The organism is Stutzerimonas tianxiuensis (assembly GCF_053470365.1).
Window position 1 is genome coordinate 119,107 of the sequence record NZ_JBPVWS010000009.1, and the last position, 19,869, is coordinate 138,975.

A 19,869-nucleotide genomic window follows, 5' to 3' on the forward strand; every position below is an offset into this window, starting at 1 on the left:
TCAGGCAGTCAGCGGAAGGCATGGGGACCTGAAGCCCCAGCGGTTCGCAAACCGACCACTTGCAGCAGCGAATCGCGCGAGTCTCTTGAGCCTTATATCGCGCCGGGTGCAGACCGAGCGGTCATCGCGCAGCGATATGCGCCACCAGCAACTGCACGCTTTCACGCCCGCGGAATTCATTGACGTCCAGCTTGTACGCCAGATCGGCCCAGCGCACCGTGGGGTTTGGCCAAAGTTCGCGATCAATGTTGAACGCGATTCCATCGAGGGTCAGCGAGCCGCATTCGCTCTTGAGCACCATCTTCAAGTGCTTCTCGCCGACCAGCCGCTGCTGCACCAGCTGGAAAACGCCGTGAAACACTGGTTCGGGGAAGTGCTGCCCCCATGGCCCGGCGTTGCGCAGCGCCTTGGCCAGCTCTAGATGGAATTCCTCGACACTCAATTGGCCATCGGTCAGCAGACGCCCGGTGAGGTCGTCCTCACAGAGCTGACGACGCACCTCGGCATCGAATGCCGCGGCGAAGGCGCCGAAGTTAGCCTCGGGCAGCGACAGGCCAGCCGCCATCGCATGCCCGCCAAACTTGCTGATCAAACCCGGATGGCGCGCCGCAACCGCATCCAGCGCATCGCGGATATGAAACCCCGGCACTGACCGCGCCGAGCCCTTGAGCACGCCTGCCCCAGCATCGGCGAAGGCGATGGTCGGACGGTGATACCGCTCCTTGAGACGTGAGGCGAGGATGCCGATTACGCCCTGGTGCCAGTCCGGCTCGAACAAGCACAGGCCGAACGGCATGTCTTCAAGCGGCAGGTCTTTCAGCTGGGCCAGCGCCTCGCGCTGCATGCCCTGCTCAATGCCCTTGCGGTCCTGGTTGAGCTGGTCGAGCTGAACGGCCATGTCGCGCGCAAGCGCTTCGTCTTCACAGAGCAGACACTCGATGCCCAAAGCCATATCGTCGAGGCGACCTGCCGCGTTCAAGCGCGGGCCCAGAATGAAGCCAAGATCGGTCGAGGTAATGCGGCTGTGATCGCGCCCGGCAACCTCCAGAATTGCCCTCAACCCCGGCCGTGCACGACCGGCACGGATTCGAGCCAAACCTTGATGCACGAGGATGCGGTTGTTTGCATCCAGCGGCACCACGTCAGCGACGCTGCCCAGCGCCACCAGATCCAGCAGCTCGGCCAGGTTCGGTTCCGCCCAGCCACTGCGGCTGAACCAGCCCCTGTCGCGAAGTGCCGCACGCAAGGCCAGCAACACGTAGAAAATGACCCCGACGCCAGCAATGCACTTGCTTGGAAAGGCGCATTCAGGCTGGTTGGGGTTGACGATGGCATCTGCCGCTGGCAACTCGGGACCAGGCAGGTGATGGTCGGTCACGAGGACCTTGAGGCCTGCCGCCTTGGCTGCCGCTACGCCGTCGACGCTGGAAATGCCGTTATCCACCGTCACCAGCAAATCAGGCCGACGCTCGAGCGCCACGGCAACGATCTCTGGCGTCAGACCGTAGCCGTACTCGAAGCGATTGGGCACCAGATAATCCACGTGCGCAGCACCCAGCTGACGAAGGCCCAGCACACCCAAGGTACTGGCGGTTGCTCCGTCGGCGTCAAAGTCACCCACGAACAGAATGCGCTGGCGAGTTTCGATTGCTTCGACCAGCAACGCCACCGCGGCGTCGATGCCCTTGAGTTGACCGTAGGGGATCAAGCGCGCCAAGCCTTTGTCCAGCTCGCTAATCGACTGCACGCCACGGGCGGCGTAGAGACGCGTCAACAGCGGCGGCAGGTCGCCCAGGTCGGGAAGCTGCTCGGGAAGGGGGCGAGGTTCGATACGCATCTGTTGATTATCCGGTGCAGCGTGAAGTGGGTGACAGTCATAGCGGAGGGCGCAGGCTGGCCATAGCGGCGAACATGGTAGACGCTACCGCGCAGAGGCGGCTCTTGAGTCCGATGGTCAGGCAGCCGCGGCAGAAGTACCGACGCAGCAGGCGCCGCTTGAACTGGCCGCAAGCATACAGCAATGAATTATTGCCGGGCTGCCCGCCGACGGTGTGCCCTATGATCAGGCATCGCGCATCAATGCTCTATCATCGTGACAACCGCGCAAGACCAATACGAAACCCGCCATTACCCCGGAGACCGGCATGAAGCGCCTGCTACTTAATTGCGATATCGGCGAGAGTTTCGGAGCCTGGACAATGGGTCTGGACGCCGAAGTCATGCCTTTCATCGATTGTGCAAACGTAGCTTGTGGATTTCACGCGTCGGACCCGCAGATCATGCGCCGCACAGTGGCCCTGGCCACAGAGCACCAGGTAATGATCGGTGCGCACCCGGCCTACCCTGACCTGGCCGGCTTCGGGCGCCGCTCCATGGCTTGCAGCCCGGACGAGGTGGAGAACATGCTGCTCTATCAGATCGGCGCGCTGGAAGGCATCTGCCGCGCGGAGGGCACCCAGGTCAGCTATGTCAAACCCCACGGCGCGCTCTACAACGACATGATGCGCAAGCCCGAACTGCTTCGCGCGGTCATGAAAGCCGTCATCGCCTACTCGCCAACGCAGCCCTTGATGCTGATGTCGACCCGCGACAACAGCGCCGCCCAGACGCTGGCTGACGAGCTTGGCGTGACCCTGTGGTTCGAGGTGTTTGCTGACCGCGCCTATGATCCAGACGGCAGGCTGGTCTCCCGCGATCAGCCCGGCGCCGTACATCACGACACCGAGACGGTCGCCGCCCAGGCTCTGAGCCTGGCCATGGGCGAAGCGCTCGTCGCCAGCGACGGCAGCCCGCTGAGGCTGCTTGCCGACACCCTTTGCGTACACGGAGACAATGCCGGCTCTGTTGCGGCAGTCCAGCGGATACGCCTGGCACTCGAGAACCTGGCGGGATGAAGCCACGGATAGAGGTTGTCGGCATTGACTGTCTGATGCTGCGCCTGTTCGACGAGATCGACGAAGCCCACATGCCCTGGTTGCTCGCGGCAACCGGACGGCTGCGCGATGCCTTCGGTGGCGCGTTGCTAGATCTGGTGCCCTCCTACACCACCTTGCTGGTGCACTACGACCTGGGCCAGCTCGACGACGATCAGGCGCGTCAGCGAGTGGCCGAAGCGCTGCACAACCTGCAGCCAGACGCCGGCGGACAGACGCGTGAATTGAACATTCCAGCGTGGTACGACCCAAGCGTCGGCCCCGAACTGGAAGCATTGGGCCAACGCAGTGGGCTCGGCATGGCAGGCGTGATCGAACGGCACAGCGCCCGCACCTACCAGGTTTTCGCGCTGGGATTTGCACCGGGCTTCGCCTTCATGGGGCTGGTCGACGAATGCCTCGCCAGCCCGCGCCTGCAAACGCCGCGTAAGCGAGTCCCGGCCGGCAGCCTGGGTATCGCTGATCGGCAGACGGCCATCTATCCGCTGGTTTCTCCCGGCGGCTGGAACCTTATCGGACGCAGCCCGACCCGCCTGTTTGATCGTGAGTTGGATGGCTACAGCATTTGGCAACCCGGTGACAGGGTCCGTTTTCAGCCCATCGATCATGCCGAATTCGTCAGGCTAGGCGGAGACGACACCCCTTACGAGGTGACGTCATGACCCTGCTGATCGAGCGCAGCGGCGCCTTGGCCAGCCTGCAGGACGGCGGTCGATTCAGCGTCCGTCATCTTGGTGTGACCCAGGGCGGTGCTGCTGATTGGGTATCGCAATCCTGGGCCAACTGGCTGCTGGGTAATCCACTACATGCCGCCACGGTGGAAATCACGCTCGGCAATCTGACTCTGCTCGCCGAGACAGACGGCTGCCTGGCTCTGTGTGGCGCCGACCTCGCGGCGACACTGGAAGGACAGCCCATCGCGCCGGGACGCAGTTTCACCATCCGCAAAGGACGACGTCTGCGCTTCGGCACGCCGCAAGTGGGCGTGCGGGCCTATCTCGCCGCTCCGGGCGGATTCGCGGCGCCGCAACTCCTGGGCAGCTGCGCTACGGTGCGCAGAGAGGGACTCGGCGGCCTGCACGGCGATGGCCAGCCCCTAACCGAGGGTGATCGGCTGATTTACAGTGGCGCCCCTGCTAGCGCACGCGAATTGGGCCCTGAACAGAACCCTCCACTGTTTACCGATACGCCACTAGAGATCGTGCTGGGCGCGCAGATCGGAGATTTCAGCGGCCAGAGCCTATTCGACGTGTTCAACCGCCCTTGGACGGTCGATCAGCGTGCAGACCGTATGGGCATCCGTTTGCTGGGGCCAGTGCTGCGCAGTTCGCGGCAGTCGATGATTTCAGAAGGCGTGCCGCTGGGTGCTATCCAAGTGCCGCCGGATGGCCAGCCCATCGTGCTGCTCAATGACCGGCAAACCATTGGCGGCTACCCTAGGCTGGGCGCACTGACGCCACTTGCGGTGGCGCGCCTGGCGCAGTGCCTGCCCGGCACCGAGGTCCATTTGAAGCCGAAAGCCCTGCAGGCTGCGCAACGCGAGCAACGCCTGTTACTGGCACAGTGGCAATAAGGGTGTCAGCGGAGCAATACCACAGACGGCAGCCCGGCCTGTAGGAGCACGGTATGGGTAACCCGATCCTGGCGACCCTGATTCAGGCATGGGAGCTAATACAGTCGGCGAACGCCTCAGCCGCGCTCCCCAATCAGCCACTCAAGCGGCACTTCATGCTGGCCGCGCTCATCGGTGATGAACAAGGAACCCTCGCTGACCATCACGCTCCAGCTGATCGCCCTGGGCAAATCGCGCGCCACTGACTCCAGTGCCTCCTGCCCCACCGCTACCACGTTGATTTTTTTCAGGCTGCGCACGCTGTCGAGCACCTTCGTCTGCCATACCCGCAGATTCCCGTAAGCGACCAAGCTGAAGCGTTCCGCACGGCGCGAGCACCAGGTAATCCGCTCAGCATCCGGCTGGCCGACTTCGATCCAGTGCAGCACGCGATCATCGAGGCTCTTCTCCCACAACGCCGGTTCATCGACATCCGACAGCCCCCGACCGAAAGCGAGCTTTTCGTCATACCAGAGCACATAAGCGATCAGCCGTGCGACCAGGCGCTCCTCTGTCTCAGAGGGATGCCGAGCAACGGTAAAGCGCAGATCCTGATAAACGTGGCGATCAAGATCTGTGAGATTGATCTCGACCTTATACGGTGTGGCTTGCAGGGCCATGACAGCTCCGGACGGGAAAAAGGAGACGCAGTTTAGCGTATCGGCACAATTTCAGAGGCGCTCGTAACACGCCTTTCAATGCCATAACGAGCATGAAAAAAATCCGACGAACGTTCTTTGACAATCGTTCTCATTATATTTAGCATCCACCATATTCGCAGACCCAACGGGTAGTTCATATGTACGTGTGTCTTTGCCAGGGCGTTACCGACGGCCAGATCCGTGAAGCCATCTATGAAGGTTGCTGCAGCTATCGTGAAGTGCGAGATGCCACCGGCGTTGCCACCCAATGCGGTAAGTGCGCCTGCGTCGCCAAACAGGTTGTGCGCGAAACCCTGAGCGATATACAGAACGCCAGCGCCTCCCTTGCTTACCCAGCGGGATTCTCACCCGCCTGATCCACATCGATTTACCCGAGCCGGGCACATGCCCGGCTTTTTTCTGCCCGCGAATCAAGACCTTGGCCGCCAGTCGCGGAACAGACTTATTCTTATTTCGCTTTACCCTTTATCATTCAAGGACTTAGGTTTGACAGCACCCAGGTTCGTGGCCAGACTGCGCTTATTAACGAACCCGATTCGACGCAGGGCACCGACATGAAAGGCGACAAGCTGGTCATTCAGCATCTGAACAAGATTCTTGGCAACGAACTGGTCGCAATCAACCAGTACTTCCTGCATGCACGCATGTACGAAGATTGGGGTCTCGGCAAGCTAGGCAAGCATGAGTACAAAGAATCCATCGACGAGATGAAGCATGCCGACAAGCTGATCAAGCGCATCCTCTTTCTCGAAGGCCTGCCCAATCTGCAGGATCTGGGAAAGCTGCTGATCGGTGAAAACACCCGCGAGATGCTCGACTGCGACCTCAAGCTCGAGCAAGGCGGCATACAGGATTTGAAGGTTGCCATCGCCTATTGTGAAAGCGTCGGCGATTACGGCACCCGCGAGCTGCTTGAAGACATTCTTGAATCCGAAGAAGAACACATCGACTGGCTGGAGACTCAACTGAGCCTAATCGGCAAGGTTGGCATGGAGAACTACCTCCAGTCGCAGATGGACGAGTAAACCGTCGCTTTTCAACGAAAACGGGAGCCTAGGCTCCCGTTTTCGTTATTGCCTGACGCAACTGAACGTCACATCACGCTGAAATATCGAAGCCTGCCTAAACGTAGGCATAAAAAAACCCGCTCTTTAGCGGGTTTTTCGGAGTAGCTATCAAGCGCCAGCTTTTTCAACGGCTTGCTTGATCAGCGGTTGCAACTCGCCCTTTTCGAACATCTCAAGAATGATGTCGCTGCCACCGACCAACTCGCCATCCACCCACAACTGGGGAAAGGTCGGCCAGTTGGCATATTTCGGTAGATTGGTACGAATTTCAGGATTTTGCAGGATGTCGACGTAGGCGAACTTCTCACCACAGCCCATCACAGCCTGGGTCGCACGGGCGGAAAAGCCGCACTGCGGTGCATTGGGCGAGCCTTTCATGTAAAGCAGCACCGGGTTCTTTTCGATCTGCTCTTTGATGGTTTCGATGATATCCATGGGGCACCTCGGCTAGTCTCGGTTGCCGCGCATTGTACAGAACGGCAGCCTAAAAGCCGAGTCGCGGGCTCGGCTTTCATTAACGCTCGTGCAGCACAGCTTCCCTGAAGCGCACGATTCTGGCGCGCTGAGGCCGATTTGCGCCGGCTGAGGCTTTCTGGATAAGATCGCGCCTTTCCCGTTTCGTCGCCATCTATGCGACCCCTGTCGTAGGCCCTTCTATTTCGTCGAAATCTCCGGCCTCGACTGCGGCAATGAAAGGTAGTTGATATGAGCGCAAGGCACTTTCTCTCACTGATGGACTGCACGCCCCAGGAGCTGTTAGGCCTGGTCCGTCGCGGCATCGAGCTGAAGGATCTGCGCGAGCGCGGCATTCTGTTCGAGCCGCTGAAAAACCGCGTTCTGGGCATGATTTTCGAAAAAGCTTCGACCCGCACGAGACTGTCTTTCGAAGCAGGAATGATTCAGCTCGGTGGCCAAGCCGTATTCCTTTCACCGCGCGACACTCAGCTGGGTCGCGGCGAACCGATCAGCGACTCCGCCATCGTCATGTCGAGCATGCTCGACGCCATCATGATCCGCACCTTCGCTCATTCAACGCTGACCGAGTTTGCGGCGAACTCTTCGGTACCGGTAATTAACGGCCTGTCGGATGATCTGCACCCTTGCCAATTGATGGCCGACATGCAGACGTTTCATGAGTTGCGCGGCAGTATCGCGGGCAAGACCGCAGCGTGGATCGGCGACGGCAATAACATGTGCAACTCCTATATGGAGGCGGCGCTTCAGTTCGATTTCCAGCTGCGTATCGCTTGCCCTGAGGGCTACGAGCCCGACAGCGAGCTGCTTGCGCAGGCCGGTGACCGGGTGCAGATATTCCGCGACCCACGCGAAGCAGTAGCGGGCGCGCACCTGGTCAGCACCGACGTTTGGGCCTCCATGGGCCAGGAAGATGAAGTCGCCGCACGCATGGCCACCTTCCGGCCGTATCAGGTCGACCGGGCCTTGCTCGACGCGGCCGCTGAAGACGTTCTGTTCATGCATTGCCTGCCGGCACATCGCGGCGAAGAAATCAGCCACGATGTGCTCGACGACAAGCGTGCAGTCGCCTGGCAACAGGCCGAAAACCGTCTGCATGTGCAGAAAGCCCTGCTTGAGTTTCTGGTCGAGCCGGCTTATCACCACGCATGAGCCATGAGCCGCTGCTCCACCTGCGCGACCTCGCCTGCGGTTATGGCGAACAGAGCATTGTGCAGAACCTCAATCTGCACCTGAATCGCGGTGATATCGGGTGCCTTCTCGGGCCATCCGGTTGCGGTAAGACCACTACGTTACGGGCTATCGCCGGATTCGAGCACGTCAACGATGGTGAGATCCAACTGGGCAGCGAAGTGCTTTCGCGGCGAGGTTTCACCCTGGCACCCGAGAAGCGCCGGGTCGGCATGGTATTCCAGGACTATGCCCTTTTCCCGCATCTTACGGTGACCGAAAATATCGCCTTCGGGATTCGCAAGCATCCGCAATCGCAACGCATCGTGCGCGAAATGCTCGATCTGGTGCATCTCTCCCCGCTCGGCAAGCGTTACCCACACGAGCTCTCCGGCGGCCAGCAGCAACGCGTTGCGCTCGCCCGAGCACTTGCACCCGAGCCGGAACTGCTGCTGCTAGACGAACCGTTCTCCAACCTCGACGGCGACCTACGCCGACGCTTGAGCCATGAAGTCCGCGAGATTTTGAAGGCGCGTGGTACCAGCGCGATCCTCGTCACCCACGATCAGGAAGAAGCCTTCGCTGTCAGTGACCAGGTCGGCGTATTCAAGGATGGTCGGCTGGAACAGTGGGACACCCCTTTCAACCTCTACCATGAGCCGCTTACACCTTTTGTGGCGAGCTTCATCGGCCAGGGCTACTTCATTCGTGGCCAGCTGATCGACCCGGAGACGGTGCAGACGGAACTGGGCGTCATTCGCGGCAACCGCGCCTACACCATGCCGGCTGGCAGCTCAGTGGACGTTCTGCTGCGTCCGGATGACATCGTCTACTCACCGGAGAGCAGGCTCAAGGCGCTGATTGTTGGCAAGACTTTCCTTGGTGCCTCGACCTTGTATCGACTGCAGTTGCCCACCGGCAATCAACTCGAGGGAATATTTCCCAGCCACGCGGACTACCCGACCGGCCAGGAAGTGGGCATTGGCATCGCCGCCGACCATCTGGTGGTGTTCCCGGCGCAGGGCAGCGTGGCCGCCTATGAAAAACTGCCAGAAGCGGGCGTGCGGCGTTACAGCAGTAACGTTTGAGCTCAGTCACCGCGTTACTCTTCCGTCCGGATCTCCATCGCCTCGCCGCCGCGTGATTTGAGGCGTCGCGCCCTGAAGAACTCAGTCAGTATCTCGCTGCAACGCTCCGCAGCGACGCCACCCTCGATCAACACCCGATGATTGAGAAAATCCTGGGAGAAAAACTGGCCCCGACTGACTGCAACCCCCGCCTTGGGCTCAGTTGCGCCGTATACCACTCGCTGCACGCGTGAATGGACAATCAAACCCGCGCACATACTGCAGGGTTCGAGCGTCACGTACAGCGTGCTCTCCGGTAAGCGATAGTTCTCCAGCTTCGAGGCCGCGTCGCGGATAGCGACCATCTCAGCGTGGGCGCTCGGGTCGTGGCTCGAGATCGGGCAATTGAAACCCCGGCCAATTATCTGGCCGTTGTGTACCACCACCGCACCGACCGGGACTTCCCCGAGTCTTGCCCCTTCGGCGGCAAGGGCCAACGCCTCGCGCATGAATTCATCATCACGGGAACGGTCGATGATCATAGGTCTTTTCATTTGTTCCGTCCGGCTACTACTGCCCTCAAACCACTTCAATCGCCGCCATCAATCCAGTTTCCATGTGATCGATGACGTGGCAGTGGAACATCCACACCCCAGGATTATCCGCCACTAGCGCGATTCTTGCCGTCTCGTTCTTGCCGAGCAGATAGGTATCGGTATACCAGGGATCGATGCGCTTTCGGTTGGACGAAATGACCTTGAATGTCAGCCCGTGCAGATGGATTGGATGCTGATACTGACTGAGGTTGCGCAGCTCGAATATGTAATGACCGTCTTTTTTCAATGTAGCAATCGGGCGGTCCGCACAGGTCTTATCGTTGATGTCCCAGGCCTGGCCGTTGATCTGCCAGAAAGTGAAGGTATCGCCCTGCCCGGCATCACTGGACAGGGTGCCAGCCCATTCGAAATTAAAACGCAGGGTTTCCGCTCGCTGCAGGTCCGGCTCGGCGACCGGATTGGCGGGCAGCGGTGCAGGCCAATCGCCTTCGGCCTCAGCGGAAGCCACAGAGGCGAGCGTCGCCAGCCGCAGCGGGCCATTACGCAAGGACAGCTTTCCCCCGTCAGGCGGGACTTTCACCGCCAGATCAATACGCATGCCTGGGCCGAGCCAATAGGCTTTACCTAACGGGCGCGGAGCGACCGGGTTGCCATCGATCGCGTAAATACGCGCGTCGCCACCTGGTAGGTTCACTCGGTAAGTCACGGTGTTGGTGAGATTGATGAGGCGCAAGCGCACTACTTGGTCTGCCGGCAACTCAAGGGTCGGCGCGTGCTCCCCATTGACGGTCGACAGCACGCCAGGCGTCCCTCCCCGCGCGGCCTCACGGGGCACGCTGAAATCGGTGAAGGCGCCTTGCTTGTCGATATGCCAGTTTTTCAGGCTCAGCGTTCGCTCATGACGAAAGCCGCTCGGCTCGCGTTCTTCGACAATCAAGGGCCCCACCAGCCCACGCCCCAACTGCTCGGCGCTCGAAGTGTGCGGGTGATACCAGAAACTCCCCGCATCCGGGACCTGAAAGAGGTAGTCGAACGACTCCCCGGGCAAGACGGGCAATTGCGAAACATACGGCACCCCGTCCATGTTCAGCGGCAGGCGGATGCCGTGCCAATGAATCGTAGTGGGCTCCGGTAGGTGATTGATAAAGCGCACTCGCAGCCATTCGCCCTGCCTGGCGCGCAGCTCCAAGCCAGGCGCTTGTCCGCCGTAGCACCATGCTGGGGTCTTGGTGCCTGCGATAAGCTCGATATCGCTCGGAGCGGCGATCAGCTCGTAATCGTGGGTCACAGGATCGGCGGGCCGCCCGATCCAGTACCGTGCTCCGCCACCGACAACGCCCAACGTAGCGAGCCCAGCCAACCCAACCAGCATCTTTCTTCGGGTAAAAGTCATTTCTTTCTCATCAAAAACTGCACGAGCCGTTACACCAGTAACTAGATTGGAATCGCTCGCATTTGCGACATGCTACAGCTTCGCGGGCCAACTCGCAGCCGGGCTAGACGCACAGCGAACCCGTTGATCAATAGAAGCGAACCCTTGCGCCTGATCCCGCGTCTACTGCGCAGACACTCATTCCAATTGAGGAGGCGCCATGCACCCCACAGCAGCTCAAGCCAAGGGTGAAGTCAGCAGAGGCATAACCTGGCTCGCTCGTAGCGGCTACGCCGCCAGAGGCGTTGTCTATCTGATCATCGGTATATTCGCCTTCATGGCCGGCATCGGTAGCGGTAAAACTGTTGGTACCAAAGGTGCCATTCAGCAATTGTTAGGGCAGCCCTTCGGGCAGACCTTGCTCTGGATCATGGTTGTCGGCCTCGTAGCCTACGTGGCGTGGCGACTGACGCAGGCAATAACCGATCCGGAAGGCCATGGCACCGACGGCAAGGGATTGCTGATCCGCGCTGGTCTCGTCGGCAGCGCCGTGACCTATACCTTGCTTGCGCTGTTTACCCTTGGGCTGCTTGGCAGTTCCATTGGCAGCTCCGGGAGCGGTGGTGGCTCAGGTGGCGGCGACTTCCTGTCTGGCGTACTTGGATGGAAATACTCGAACTATCTGATCTACCTGGTTGCGCTTGTGCCGCTTGGCGTCGGTATCGCCCACATCATCAAGGGCTGGAAAGCCAAGTTCGAAAAGTATTTCTACGCCTCTGAACACGTCATGAAATGGGTTCGCCCGATTTCTCGGGCCGGCCTTATTGCCCGCGGCGTTGCCTTTCTGGTCGTTGCCGGCATGCTTTTCACTGGCGGCAGCCGCTACGAGCCAACCGATCCGCCGGGGCTGGAGGACGCCCTGAATGCTCTGCAGAATTTGCCGTTTGGGGCGTTTTGGCTTTCGCTGGTTGGCCTTGGGCTGGTCGCATTTGCGGTTTACAGTTTTTCCGAAGCCATCTGGCGCCGTATCGATACGCCGGCTGTCATGCACTGATTGAACGCTGCAAAGCAGAAGCCCCGGTACGTCGGGGCTTCTGCCCGCCAAGATGCCCCGGGGATGGAACGGCTGGGTTACCTTCCACGCGGACGTGACCGCCCTGCCGTCCCCGCTGGAACACGACTGAACTAAGAAAGTCTTGTTCGAAAGCGAGTGAAGGCGGGATCGCCAGCGTTTACGAAGGCTCTCCAAACTCGCATCGCAACGTTTTACAAAAGCTCCGCTGCTTAGCGATACACGGGGCCGCCCTGCGCGCTCGAGCAGGGCGGCCAATCGAATTCCAATACGAGCACGGAAGATTGTCCTGCGTTGCTTCACGCCTCTGAGCTGTTGAAAAAAACACAGGTATGGCAGCGGCGCCTAAGTCGGCGGCTGCTGCGACTCGATCGTAAAGCCTGTTGAGACACATGGCTATTGAAGGCACAGGGCCAGTGGCCACTAGACAGCGACCCTCTAGCCTCGTAACGTGCTTCAGATGCCCTGCGAACTGCTCTCCCGCCCTATTTTGCTAGGTTTCCGAGGCAGTCCGCTCAAAAAGCCGGCGCGATAGAACCGGAGTTCAAGGAATAGCATCGATGCAAGGAACACAACCGGAACACCTTCGCCAGCGCGACGCCCGCCCGGAGTTCTGGCAGCTCTCGATGCGTTGCTGTCAGTTGGCGGGTAGCGTCGATGTAGCCTTTTTATTCATATTCCTCATTCTTGGTTCACCGATTCTGGCCTGGATAAACGTAGTCAGCGTGGCCATGTATATCTATGCCTATCGCGCATTCCAACAGCGAAGAAATCAGCTTGCGGTCATGCTGATACGTGTTGAAGTGCTTGTTCATGCCGGACTGGGAACGGTGCTAATTGGTTGGGAAAGCGGCTTCCACTATTACCTGCTGATGTTTATTCCGGCCCTGTTCGTCAGCATGCCCACACGCACCGCCTGGATCTACGCGGGGTGGCTATGGGCTTACTACGTCGGACTCGACGTATTGATGTGGTTCATTGAACCGCTGCAACCCATCTCCTCCAACGCGCTGCTGGGCGTGCACGTGTTCAACCTTACCGTCGTGTTCTGCATGTTCAGTTATCTCGCGCTGTTCTATGTGGCCACGGTGACCCGGGCACACAAGAAGCTGGCCTCGATGGCAACCACCGATTCACTGACCGGCCTATTCAATCGTCGACACATGATCGAACTCACCGAAAAGGTCCTGGCGAGACACCAGCGCCATCCCACCAACCTCACCTTGATGCTGATGGACATCGATCACTTCAAGCAGGTCAATGACCAGTACGGTCACGATATGGGCGACCGCGTTCTCCAAGCGGTGAGCGATCTGCTCAAACAATCAATGCGCGAACAGGATTTCATCGGCCGTTGGGGCGGCGAAGAGTTTCTGGCCATTCTGCCGGATACGAATTTCAACCATGCAGGCGAAAGCGCCGAGCGTATACGCAAGCGTGTCGAGGAGCTCGAACTCTACAGTGATGGCATACGTGTCTGCGTTACGTTGTCGATCGGCATCACCCAATATCGTGCAGACGAGTTGCTCAGTGATGCGATTGCACGAGCTGACGTTGCGCTCTACGAAAGTAAATCGGCGGGGCGTAACAGGGTAGAAGTCGCGGAGGTATAGCACCAAACAACCAAAAGCCCGCAGTTAGGCGGGCTTCAGGCTTTCTGCTAATCGATGTCGGCCAGTGCCAGACGCCCGATCATTCCCACTCAATGGTCGCTGGCGGCTTGCTTGATACATCGTAGGTGACGCGCGAGATGCCTTCGATTTCGTTAATGATGCGGTTGGAGACCTTCTCCAGCAGCTCATACGGCAGATGCGCCCAGCGCGCGGTCATGAAGTCGATGGTTTCCACCGCACGCAGCGCGACAACCCAGGCGTAGCGGCGGCCGTCGCCGACCACACCTACCGACTTGACCGGCTGGAACACTACGAAGGCCTGGCTGGTCTTGTGGTACCAGTCGAAGTTGCGCAGCTCCTGAATGAAGATGTGGTCAGCGCGACGCAGCAGGTCGGCGTATTCCTTCTTCACTTCGCCGAGGATGCGCACGCCCAGCCCCGGGCCCGGGAACGGATGGCGATAGACCATATCGTACGGCAGGCCGAGTTCGAGACCGATCTTGCGGACTTCGTCCTTGAACAACTCGCGCAGCGGCTCGACCAGCTTGAGGTTCATTTCCTCCGGCAGGCCACCGACGTTGTGGTGGGACTTGATCACGTGCGCCTTGCCGCTCTTGGCACCGGCGGACTCGATGACGTCCGGGTAGATGGTGCCTTGGGCGAGGTACTGAATGTTGTCGAGCTTGCTGGCCTGGGCATCGAAGACGTCGATGAAGGTACGGCCGATGATCTTGCGCTTCTTCTCCGGATCGGCTTCGCCAGCGAGGTTGTCGAGAAACTGCGCTTCAGCGTCGGCGCGGATCACCTTAACGCCCATGTTCTCGGCGAACATGGCCATGACCTGATCGCCCTCGTGCAAGCGCAGCAGGCCGTTGTCGACGAATACACAGGTCAGCTGATCGCCAATGGCCTTGTGCAGCAGCGCCGCGACCACCGAGGAATCCACGCCGCCGGACAGGCCCAGCAGCACGTTGGCCGAACCGACCTGATTGCGAACCTGTTCGACCAGGTCCTCGACGATGTTGGACGGTGTCCACAGCGCTTCGCAGCCGCAGATTTCAAGCAGGAAGCGCGACAGGATCCGCCCGCCCTGGCGGGTGTGGGTGACTTCCGGGTGGAACTGCACGCCGTAGTAGCGGCGGTCATCGTCGCCCATCGCAGCAATAGCGCAGCTCGGGGTGCTGGCAAGGATACGGAAGCCAGCCGGCAAGTCGGTAACCTTGTCGCCGTGGCTCATCCAGACGTCGAGGCCGAACACGCCGTCGTCGTCCATATGGTCTTCGATACCGTCGAACAGCTTGGACTTGCCAACCAGATCGACGCGCGCATAGCCGAACTCACGCTCATCCGAACCCTGGACCTTGCCGCCGAGCTGCTCGGACATGGTCTGCATGCCGTAGCAGATGCCGAACAGCGGTACACCGAGATCGAACACTGCCTGCGGTGCGCGCGGGCTGCCTTCGGCATGCACCGACTCCGGGCCGCCAGCGAGGATGATGCCGCGCGGCGCGAAGGCGCGAATGTCCTCATCCGGCATATCGAACGGATGCAGTTCGCAGTAGACGCCGAGTTCGCGCACGCGACGGGCGATCAGCTGAGTGTACTGCGAGCCGAAATCCAGGATCAGGATGCGGTGAGCATGAATGTCTTGATGGGCCATTTTTTTCCCCTGGGAAAAACGGCTGAAGGCTGAACGCAAGCAGCTGAACGAGGCATTGCTCATCCAACCGCTCGGCGATCAGCCTCCAGCGACAGAAATATCAACCAACCCGGTAGTTGGGCGCTTCCTTGGTGATCTGCACGTCATGCACGTGGGACTCAGCCATGCCAGCGCCGGTGATGCGCACAAACTGCGGATGGGTACGCATGTGATCGATGGTCGCGCTGCCGGTGTAGCCCATGGAGGCGCGCAGGCCGCCCATCAGCTGGTGGATGATCGCAGCCAGCGAGCCTTTGTAAGGCACACGCCCTTCGATGCCTTCCGGCACCAGCTTCTCGGCACCAGCAGAGGAGTCCTGGAAGTAACGATCCGAGGAACCCTGCGCCTGGGACATGGCGCCCAGCGAACCCATGCCGCGGTAGGCCTTGTAGGAACGGCCCTGGAACAGTTCGATTTCGCCCGGGGCTTCTTCGGTACCGGCGAACATCGAGCCCATCATCACGGCATTGGCGCCAGCGACAATGGCTTTCGACAGGTCACCGGAGAAACGGATGCCGCCGTCGGCGATCATCGGCACACCGGTGCCTTCAAGTGCGGCGGAGACGTTAGCGATGGCGGAAATCTGCGGCACACCAACACCTGCGACGATGCGCGTGGTGCAGATCGAGCCTGGGCCGATACCGACCTTGACCGCATCGGCGCCCGCCTTGACCAGATCCAGCGCGGCCTCGGCGGTGGCGATGTTGCCCCCGATGACCTGCACCTGCGGGAAGTTGTCCTTCACCCAGCGCACGCGATCGAGCACGCCGCGGGAATGGCCGTGCGCGGTGTCGACCACGATCACGTCAACGCCTGCAGCTGCCAAGGCCTCGACACGCTCGGCAGTGTCGGCGCCGGTACCCACGGCAGCACCGACACGCAGGCGACCCTGGTCGTCCTTGGATGCCAGCGGATAGGTCTTGGCCTTCTCGATATCGCGGAAGGTCACCAGGCCACGCAGGTGGAAGTTGCCGTCCACCACCAGCATCTTTTCGATGCGATGTTCATGCAGCTTGGCTTTGATTTCCTCGAGGCCGGTGCCTTCCTGAACAGTGATCAGCTTTTCCTTCGGCGTCATGATCGCGGCAACCGAATCACCGACGTTCGGCGTAAAGCGCAGGTCGCGCCCGGTGACAATACCCACCAGTTCTTTGCCCGAGACCACAGGGAAGCCAGAGAAACCAAGCTCGCGCGCCTTGCGCAGCAGTTCGCTGATCTTGGTTTCGGGGGTCACGGTCGCCGGATCGTGGACAATGGCCGTTTCGTGGCGCTTGACCTTGCGCACCTCTGCAGCCTGCTGCTCGACATTCATGTTCTTGTGAATGATGCCGATGCCACCTTCCTGCGCCATGGCGATGGCCAGGCGGGCTTCGGTGACGGTATCCATTGCCGCCGAAACAAGGGGAATGTTCAGCTCGATTTCGCGGGTCAGGCGGGTCTTGAGGCTGACATCCTTCGGCAGGACCTCGGAATATCCCGGGATCAGGAGAACATCATCGAAAGTCAGGGCTTCTTGGCTGATACGCAGCATGGCGGGGGCTCCCAGGCGGGAAAAAGGAAGCGCGGCATTATACCCACGCACACCATTACGCTCAATGCGGTTGTGCGGCCTATCGCGTGCAACCCGCTCCGCCCGGCCCAAAAAATGACTGACCGGTCACGCCTCTACATCCACTACCGCAACCGCGAATCCCAAGCGTGCAGCGAACTCGTCAAGAAATGGTTGGCTGAATACTGCCTCTCCCCAACCGTTGAAGATAAAGCCGAGATTGGAGAAGCCGCAGGCTGGGATGAACAGAAAGCCGTTTATGTCGTCCTCATGTCCGCATTCCGGACAGGTGAAGGTATCGGTCTGCGCGGGCATCCACTCATCGAGACTTTCAAACAGTGCTTCGCCGATTTCGCGGCGACACTCGGGGCATCCCGCCTCCTCGGCGAAGTCACGGGTTGGGGTATAGATGCAGCGTTTGGAAACCACCTCCAAGCCATTGATCGCCTGGCCGAACGGCAAGCGATCCGGGTGCAGCACGACGCTGCGTGCGCCCGGTCCGATCGCATATCCCATACCGCCAACGCCACGACCGCAGGTGGTGGGCAGCGCCTCGACGACACGTCGCTCGGCGAGCCAGCGCAAGATCATCCGCGCCTTGGCTTCATGGCCGGGAAATGTTGAGATGCGCGGCACGACGATAGCTTGACTGTGGCTCATGACTGGCTCGAAAGGAGGTGACGAAAGCGGCGCAGCTTAATCTGTACTTTGCTCAGGTCAACGACGGGGCGTCGGCTGCTGTCTGTTCGGTCATACACTGCAGCGCCCCCAGCGAACTTTTCCCTTATCATCCCCGGCATGCTCAAAGATCCTTTCCAACGCCTGAACCTCGACCGCGAATTGCTGACCGTCAGCCAGCTCAACGGTCGTGCGCGGCTGCTTCTTGAAGACGTGTTCGCCCAGGTCTGGGTCGAAGGCGAAATATCCAACCTGGCCAAGCCAGCGTCCGGCCACATCTATTTCACGCTGAAAGACAAGAACGCACAGGTCCGCTGCGCGCTGTTCCGGCAGAACGCCCTGCGTGTACGCCAGGCGTTGCGAGACGGCCTGGCGGTCAAGGTGCGCGGGCGGGTGTCCTTGTTCGAGGGCCGCGGCGACTATCAGCTGATCCTCGACAACGTCGAACCGGCCGGTGATGGCTCGCTGCGCCTGGCCTTCGAGGCGCTGAAAGAAAAGCTCGATGCCGAAGGCCTGTTCGACGCCGCCGGCAAGCGCGCCCTGCCCGCTCACCCACGGCGTATCGGCATTGTCAGCTCGCCCACCGGTGCGGTGATCCGCGACATCATGTCCGTGTTCCGCCGACGGGCCCCGCATGTCGCCCTGACGCTGGTGCCGACTCCTGTCCAGGGTCGCGAGGCAACAGCGCAGATCGTCCGCGCGCTTGAACTGGCCGACCGTGGCGGTTTCGACGCACTGATCCTGGCGCGCGGCGGCGGCTCGCTGGAGGATCTCTGGTGCTTCAACGAAGAAGTGGTTGCGCGCGCCGTGGCGGCATGCGAGACGCCAATCGTCTCCGCCGTCGGCCATGAAACCGATGTCTCCATTGCCGACTTTGTCGCCGATGTGCGTGCACCCACGCCTTCTGCCGCTGCCGAACTCCTGGCGCCCAGCAGCGCTGACGTGCGCCAGCGACTCGAAGGGCTGCGCCAGCGTCTATTGCTGCGCATGCGCGACCGACTGCACCGCGATGCCACGCGCCTGGAAGGGCTGACGCGTCGCCTGCGCCACCCGGGCGAGCGCCTACAACAGCAGGCCCAACGCATCGACGATCTGGAGCAGCGGCTGTTGCGCGGTATCGACCGTCGCCTCTGCGCCGGGCAGGAACGCCTCGCCCGCCTCGAGACTCGCCTGGCCGGGCAACACCCTGGGCGAAACCTGACCCTGCTGCGCCAACGTCTGGATCACCTGTCCAGTCGGCTGCCGCGAGCAATGCAGGATACCCTCAAGGGCCATCGCCAACAGCTACAGGGGCTGGCGCAGACCTTGAATGTGGTCAGCCCGCTCGCCACGCTGTCACGTGGCTATAGCATCCTGCTCGACGAGCGCGGCCAGGCAATTCGACGCGCGGATCAGACCCAGCCCGGCCAACGGCTCAAGGCACGCCTCGGCGAGGGCGAGCTGGAGGTCAGAGTCGAAGACAACCATCAGACGCCGGTCACCTTGTCACTGCTGGACTAACCCACTTCTGCTCAGGACTCCCATGCGCTTTGCCCTAACCTTGCTGCTCTGCCTCACGCTTCCCGCCCACGCCGAAGGTTTTCTCACCCGCCTGCTCAACAAGCCCGTACCCGGCGGCGTAGCGGTCGTCGATCTGGGCAACGACGCCAGCGCCCCGACAGCACGCTACGACGGCAAACCGGTGCTGGTGCTGCGTGAAGACGACCAGCGCTGGATCGCTGTCGTCGGCATCCCGCTGACGGTCAAGGCGGGCCAGCAAACGCTGGAGGTCAACAGCCAGGCACAGAGCTTTCGAGTCGAGGCACGCAATTACCGCGAGCAGCACATCACGCTGAAAAACCAGCGCCAGGTCAATCCGAATCCTGATGACCTCAAGCGCATCGAGCGCGAGCTAACCGAGCAAACCCGTGCCTACCGGCAGTTCAGCCCTCGCCAACCCAGCAACCTGTTGTTCGACAAGCCGGTCAACGGCCCGCTGTCCTCGCCGTTCGGCCTGCGCCGTTTCTTCAACGGAGAAGAGCGCAATCCCCATTCAGGCCTCGATTTCGCAGCCAAGACCGGCACGCCGATCAAGACTCCCGCCGCCGGCAAGGTGATTTTGACGGGTAATTACTTCTTCAATGGCAAGACTGTGTTCGTCGATCACGGACAGGGACTGATCAGCATGTTCTGTCACCTGTCACAGATAGACGTAACGGTCGGCGACGAACTGTCCCGCGGTGCCGTGCTCGGCAAGGTCGGTTCCACCGGCCGGGCCACGGGACCGCATCTACACTGGAACGTCAGCCTCAACGATGCACGGGTCGATCCGTCGATCTTCATCGGTGCGTTCAAACCCTGAATC

19 protein-coding genes are annotated in these 19,869 nt (G+C 60.6%); 11 read left to right on the plus strand and 8 right to left on the minus strand.

Annotated elements, in window-relative coordinates:
• Positions 1-121 precede the first annotated feature (121 nt).
• Positions 122-1,837 carry a single-stranded-DNA-specific exonuclease RecJ gene (recJ, locus tag ACSSNI_RS13235; protein ID WP_200639044.1) on the minus strand — a complete coding sequence of 572 codons (1,716 nt, stop codon included), beginning with the start codon at positions 1,835-1,837 and terminating at the stop codon, positions 122-124.
• Between the two features lie 307 nt (positions 1,838-2,144).
• Here recJ and ACSSNI_RS13240 point away from each other — a divergent pair, with 307 nt between their 5' ends.
• Genes ACSSNI_RS13240 through ACSSNI_RS13250 form a run of 3 tightly spaced genes read left to right on the plus strand, consistent with a single transcriptional unit; the run spans position 2,145 to position 4,506 of the window.
• Positions 2,145-2,894, plus strand: a complete 750-nt coding sequence (locus ACSSNI_RS13240; protein WP_200639042.1) for a 5-oxoprolinase subunit PxpA — start codon at positions 2,145-2,147, stop codon at positions 2,892-2,894.
• Positions 2,891-3,595 carry a 5-oxoprolinase subunit B family protein gene (locus ACSSNI_RS13245; protein WP_200639040.1) on the plus strand — a complete coding sequence of 235 codons (705 nt, stop codon included), beginning with the start codon at positions 2,891-2,893 and terminating at the stop codon, positions 3,593-3,595. The genes ACSSNI_RS13240 and ACSSNI_RS13245 overlap by 4 nt, the downstream gene beginning before the upstream one ends.
• Positions 3,592-4,506: a 5-oxoprolinase subunit C family protein gene (locus ACSSNI_RS13250; RefSeq protein ID WP_200639038.1), complete on the plus strand. Its 915-nt coding sequence runs from the start codon at positions 3,592-3,594 to the stop codon at positions 4,504-4,506. The genes ACSSNI_RS13245 and ACSSNI_RS13250 overlap by 4 nt, the downstream gene beginning before the upstream one ends.
• Positions 4,507-4,622: 116 nt before the next feature.
• Here ACSSNI_RS13250 and ACSSNI_RS13255 read toward each other — a convergent pair whose 3' ends face one another.
• Positions 4,623-5,165: a YaeQ family protein gene (locus tag ACSSNI_RS13255; protein WP_102835941.1), complete on the minus strand. Its 543-nt coding sequence runs from the start codon at positions 5,163-5,165 to the stop codon at positions 4,623-4,625.
• Positions 5,166-5,344: 179 nt separating this feature from the next.
• On the opposite strand from ACSSNI_RS13255, the gene ACSSNI_RS13260 reads away from it, so the two are divergent.
• Together ACSSNI_RS13260 and bfr are read left to right on the plus strand one after the other, a co-directional pair.
• Entirely contained in the window at positions 5,345-5,563 is a 219-nt protein-coding gene (locus ACSSNI_RS13260; protein ID WP_102835940.1) for a bacterioferritin-associated ferredoxin, read from the plus strand.
• Between the two features lie 198 nt (positions 5,564-5,761).
• Positions 5,762-6,232 (plus strand): bacterioferritin, encoded by a 471-nt coding sequence (gene bfr, locus ACSSNI_RS13265; protein ID WP_102835939.1) that lies wholly within the window; start codon positions 5,762-5,764, stop codon positions 6,230-6,232.
• A gap of 150 nt (positions 6,233-6,382) precedes the next feature.
• Here the strand turns inward: bfr and grxD are convergent, their stop codons facing one another.
• On the minus strand, positions 6,383-6,709 hold the full coding sequence (gene grxD, locus ACSSNI_RS13270) for a Grx4 family monothiol glutaredoxin (RefSeq protein WP_019341028.1): 327 nt from the start codon (positions 6,707-6,709) through the stop codon (positions 6,383-6,385).
• 270 nt (positions 6,710-6,979) lie between these two features.
• On the opposite strand from grxD, the gene argF reads away from it, so the two are divergent.
• Together argF and ACSSNI_RS13280 are read left to right on the plus strand one after the other, a co-directional pair.
• Complete coding sequence (gene argF / locus ACSSNI_RS13275) at positions 6,980-7,900, plus strand: ornithine carbamoyltransferase (RefSeq protein ID WP_102835938.1); 921 nt, start codon at positions 6,980-6,982, stop codon at positions 7,898-7,900.
• Positions 7,897-9,006, plus strand: a complete 1,110-nt coding sequence (locus ACSSNI_RS13280) for an ABC transporter ATP-binding protein (RefSeq protein ID WP_200639036.1) — start codon at positions 7,897-7,899, stop codon at positions 9,004-9,006. The genes argF and ACSSNI_RS13280 overlap by 4 nt, the downstream gene beginning before the upstream one ends.
• A 14-nt stretch (positions 9,007-9,020) precedes the next feature.
• On the opposite strand, the gene tadA is transcribed toward ACSSNI_RS13280, so the two are convergent.
• On the minus strand, positions 9,021-9,539 hold the full coding sequence (gene tadA / locus ACSSNI_RS13285) for a tRNA adenosine(34) deaminase TadA (protein ID WP_200639034.1): 519 nt from the start codon (positions 9,537-9,539) through the stop codon (positions 9,021-9,023).
• A gap of 25 nt (positions 9,540-9,564) precedes the next feature.
• Entirely contained in the window at positions 9,565-10,935 is a 1,371-nt protein-coding gene (locus ACSSNI_RS13290; protein ID WP_200639032.1) for a multicopper oxidase family protein, read from the minus strand.
• A 199-nt stretch (positions 10,936-11,134) separates the two neighbouring features.
• Between ACSSNI_RS13290 and ACSSNI_RS13295 the strand changes: the two genes are divergently transcribed.
• Positions 11,135-11,968, plus strand: a complete 834-nt coding sequence (locus ACSSNI_RS13295; RefSeq protein ID WP_102835934.1) for a DUF1206 domain-containing protein — start codon at positions 11,135-11,137, stop codon at positions 11,966-11,968.
• 578 nt (positions 11,969-12,546) lie between these two features.
• The gene (locus ACSSNI_RS13300; RefSeq protein WP_200639030.1) at positions 12,547-13,599 is read left to right on the plus strand and encodes a GGDEF domain-containing protein; all 1,053 of its coding nucleotides are present in this window, start codon (positions 12,547-12,549) and stop codon (positions 13,597-13,599) included.
• Positions 13,600-13,678: 79 nt separating this feature from the next.
• On the opposite strand, the gene guaA is transcribed toward ACSSNI_RS13300, so the two are convergent.
• The 3 genes from guaA to ACSSNI_RS13315 all read right to left on the minus strand — a co-directional run bounded on the left by guaA (position 13,679) and on the right by ACSSNI_RS13315 (position 17,507).
• The gene (gene guaA, locus ACSSNI_RS13305) at positions 13,679-15,259 is read right to left on the minus strand and encodes a glutamine-hydrolyzing GMP synthase (RefSeq protein ID WP_148926468.1); all 1,581 of its coding nucleotides are present in this window, start codon (positions 15,257-15,259) and stop codon (positions 13,679-13,681) included.
• Between the two features lie 100 nt (positions 15,260-15,359).
• A complete protein-coding gene (gene guaB / locus ACSSNI_RS13310) occupies positions 15,360-16,829 on the minus strand; it encodes an IMP dehydrogenase (protein ID WP_102835932.1) in 1,470 nt (489 codons plus the stop codon).
• A gap of 126 nt (positions 16,830-16,955) precedes the next feature.
• Positions 16,956-17,507, minus strand: coding sequence for a sugar ABC transporter ATPase (locus ACSSNI_RS13315; protein ID WP_148926470.1), 552 nt, complete (start codon positions 17,505-17,507; stop codon positions 16,956-16,958).
• Positions 17,508-17,645: 138 nt separating this feature from the next.
• Here ACSSNI_RS13315 and xseA point away from each other — a divergent pair, with 138 nt between their 5' ends.
• The gene (xseA, locus tag ACSSNI_RS13320) at positions 17,646-19,025 is read left to right on the plus strand and encodes an exodeoxyribonuclease VII large subunit (protein WP_200639022.1); all 1,380 of its coding nucleotides are present in this window, start codon (positions 17,646-17,648) and stop codon (positions 19,023-19,025) included.
• 22 nt (positions 19,026-19,047) lie between these two features.
• The gene (locus tag ACSSNI_RS13325; protein WP_200639020.1) at positions 19,048-19,866 is read left to right on the plus strand and encodes a peptidoglycan DD-metalloendopeptidase family protein; all 819 of its coding nucleotides are present in this window, start codon (positions 19,048-19,050) and stop codon (positions 19,864-19,866) included.
• Positions 19,867-19,869: the final 3 nt, after the last annotated feature.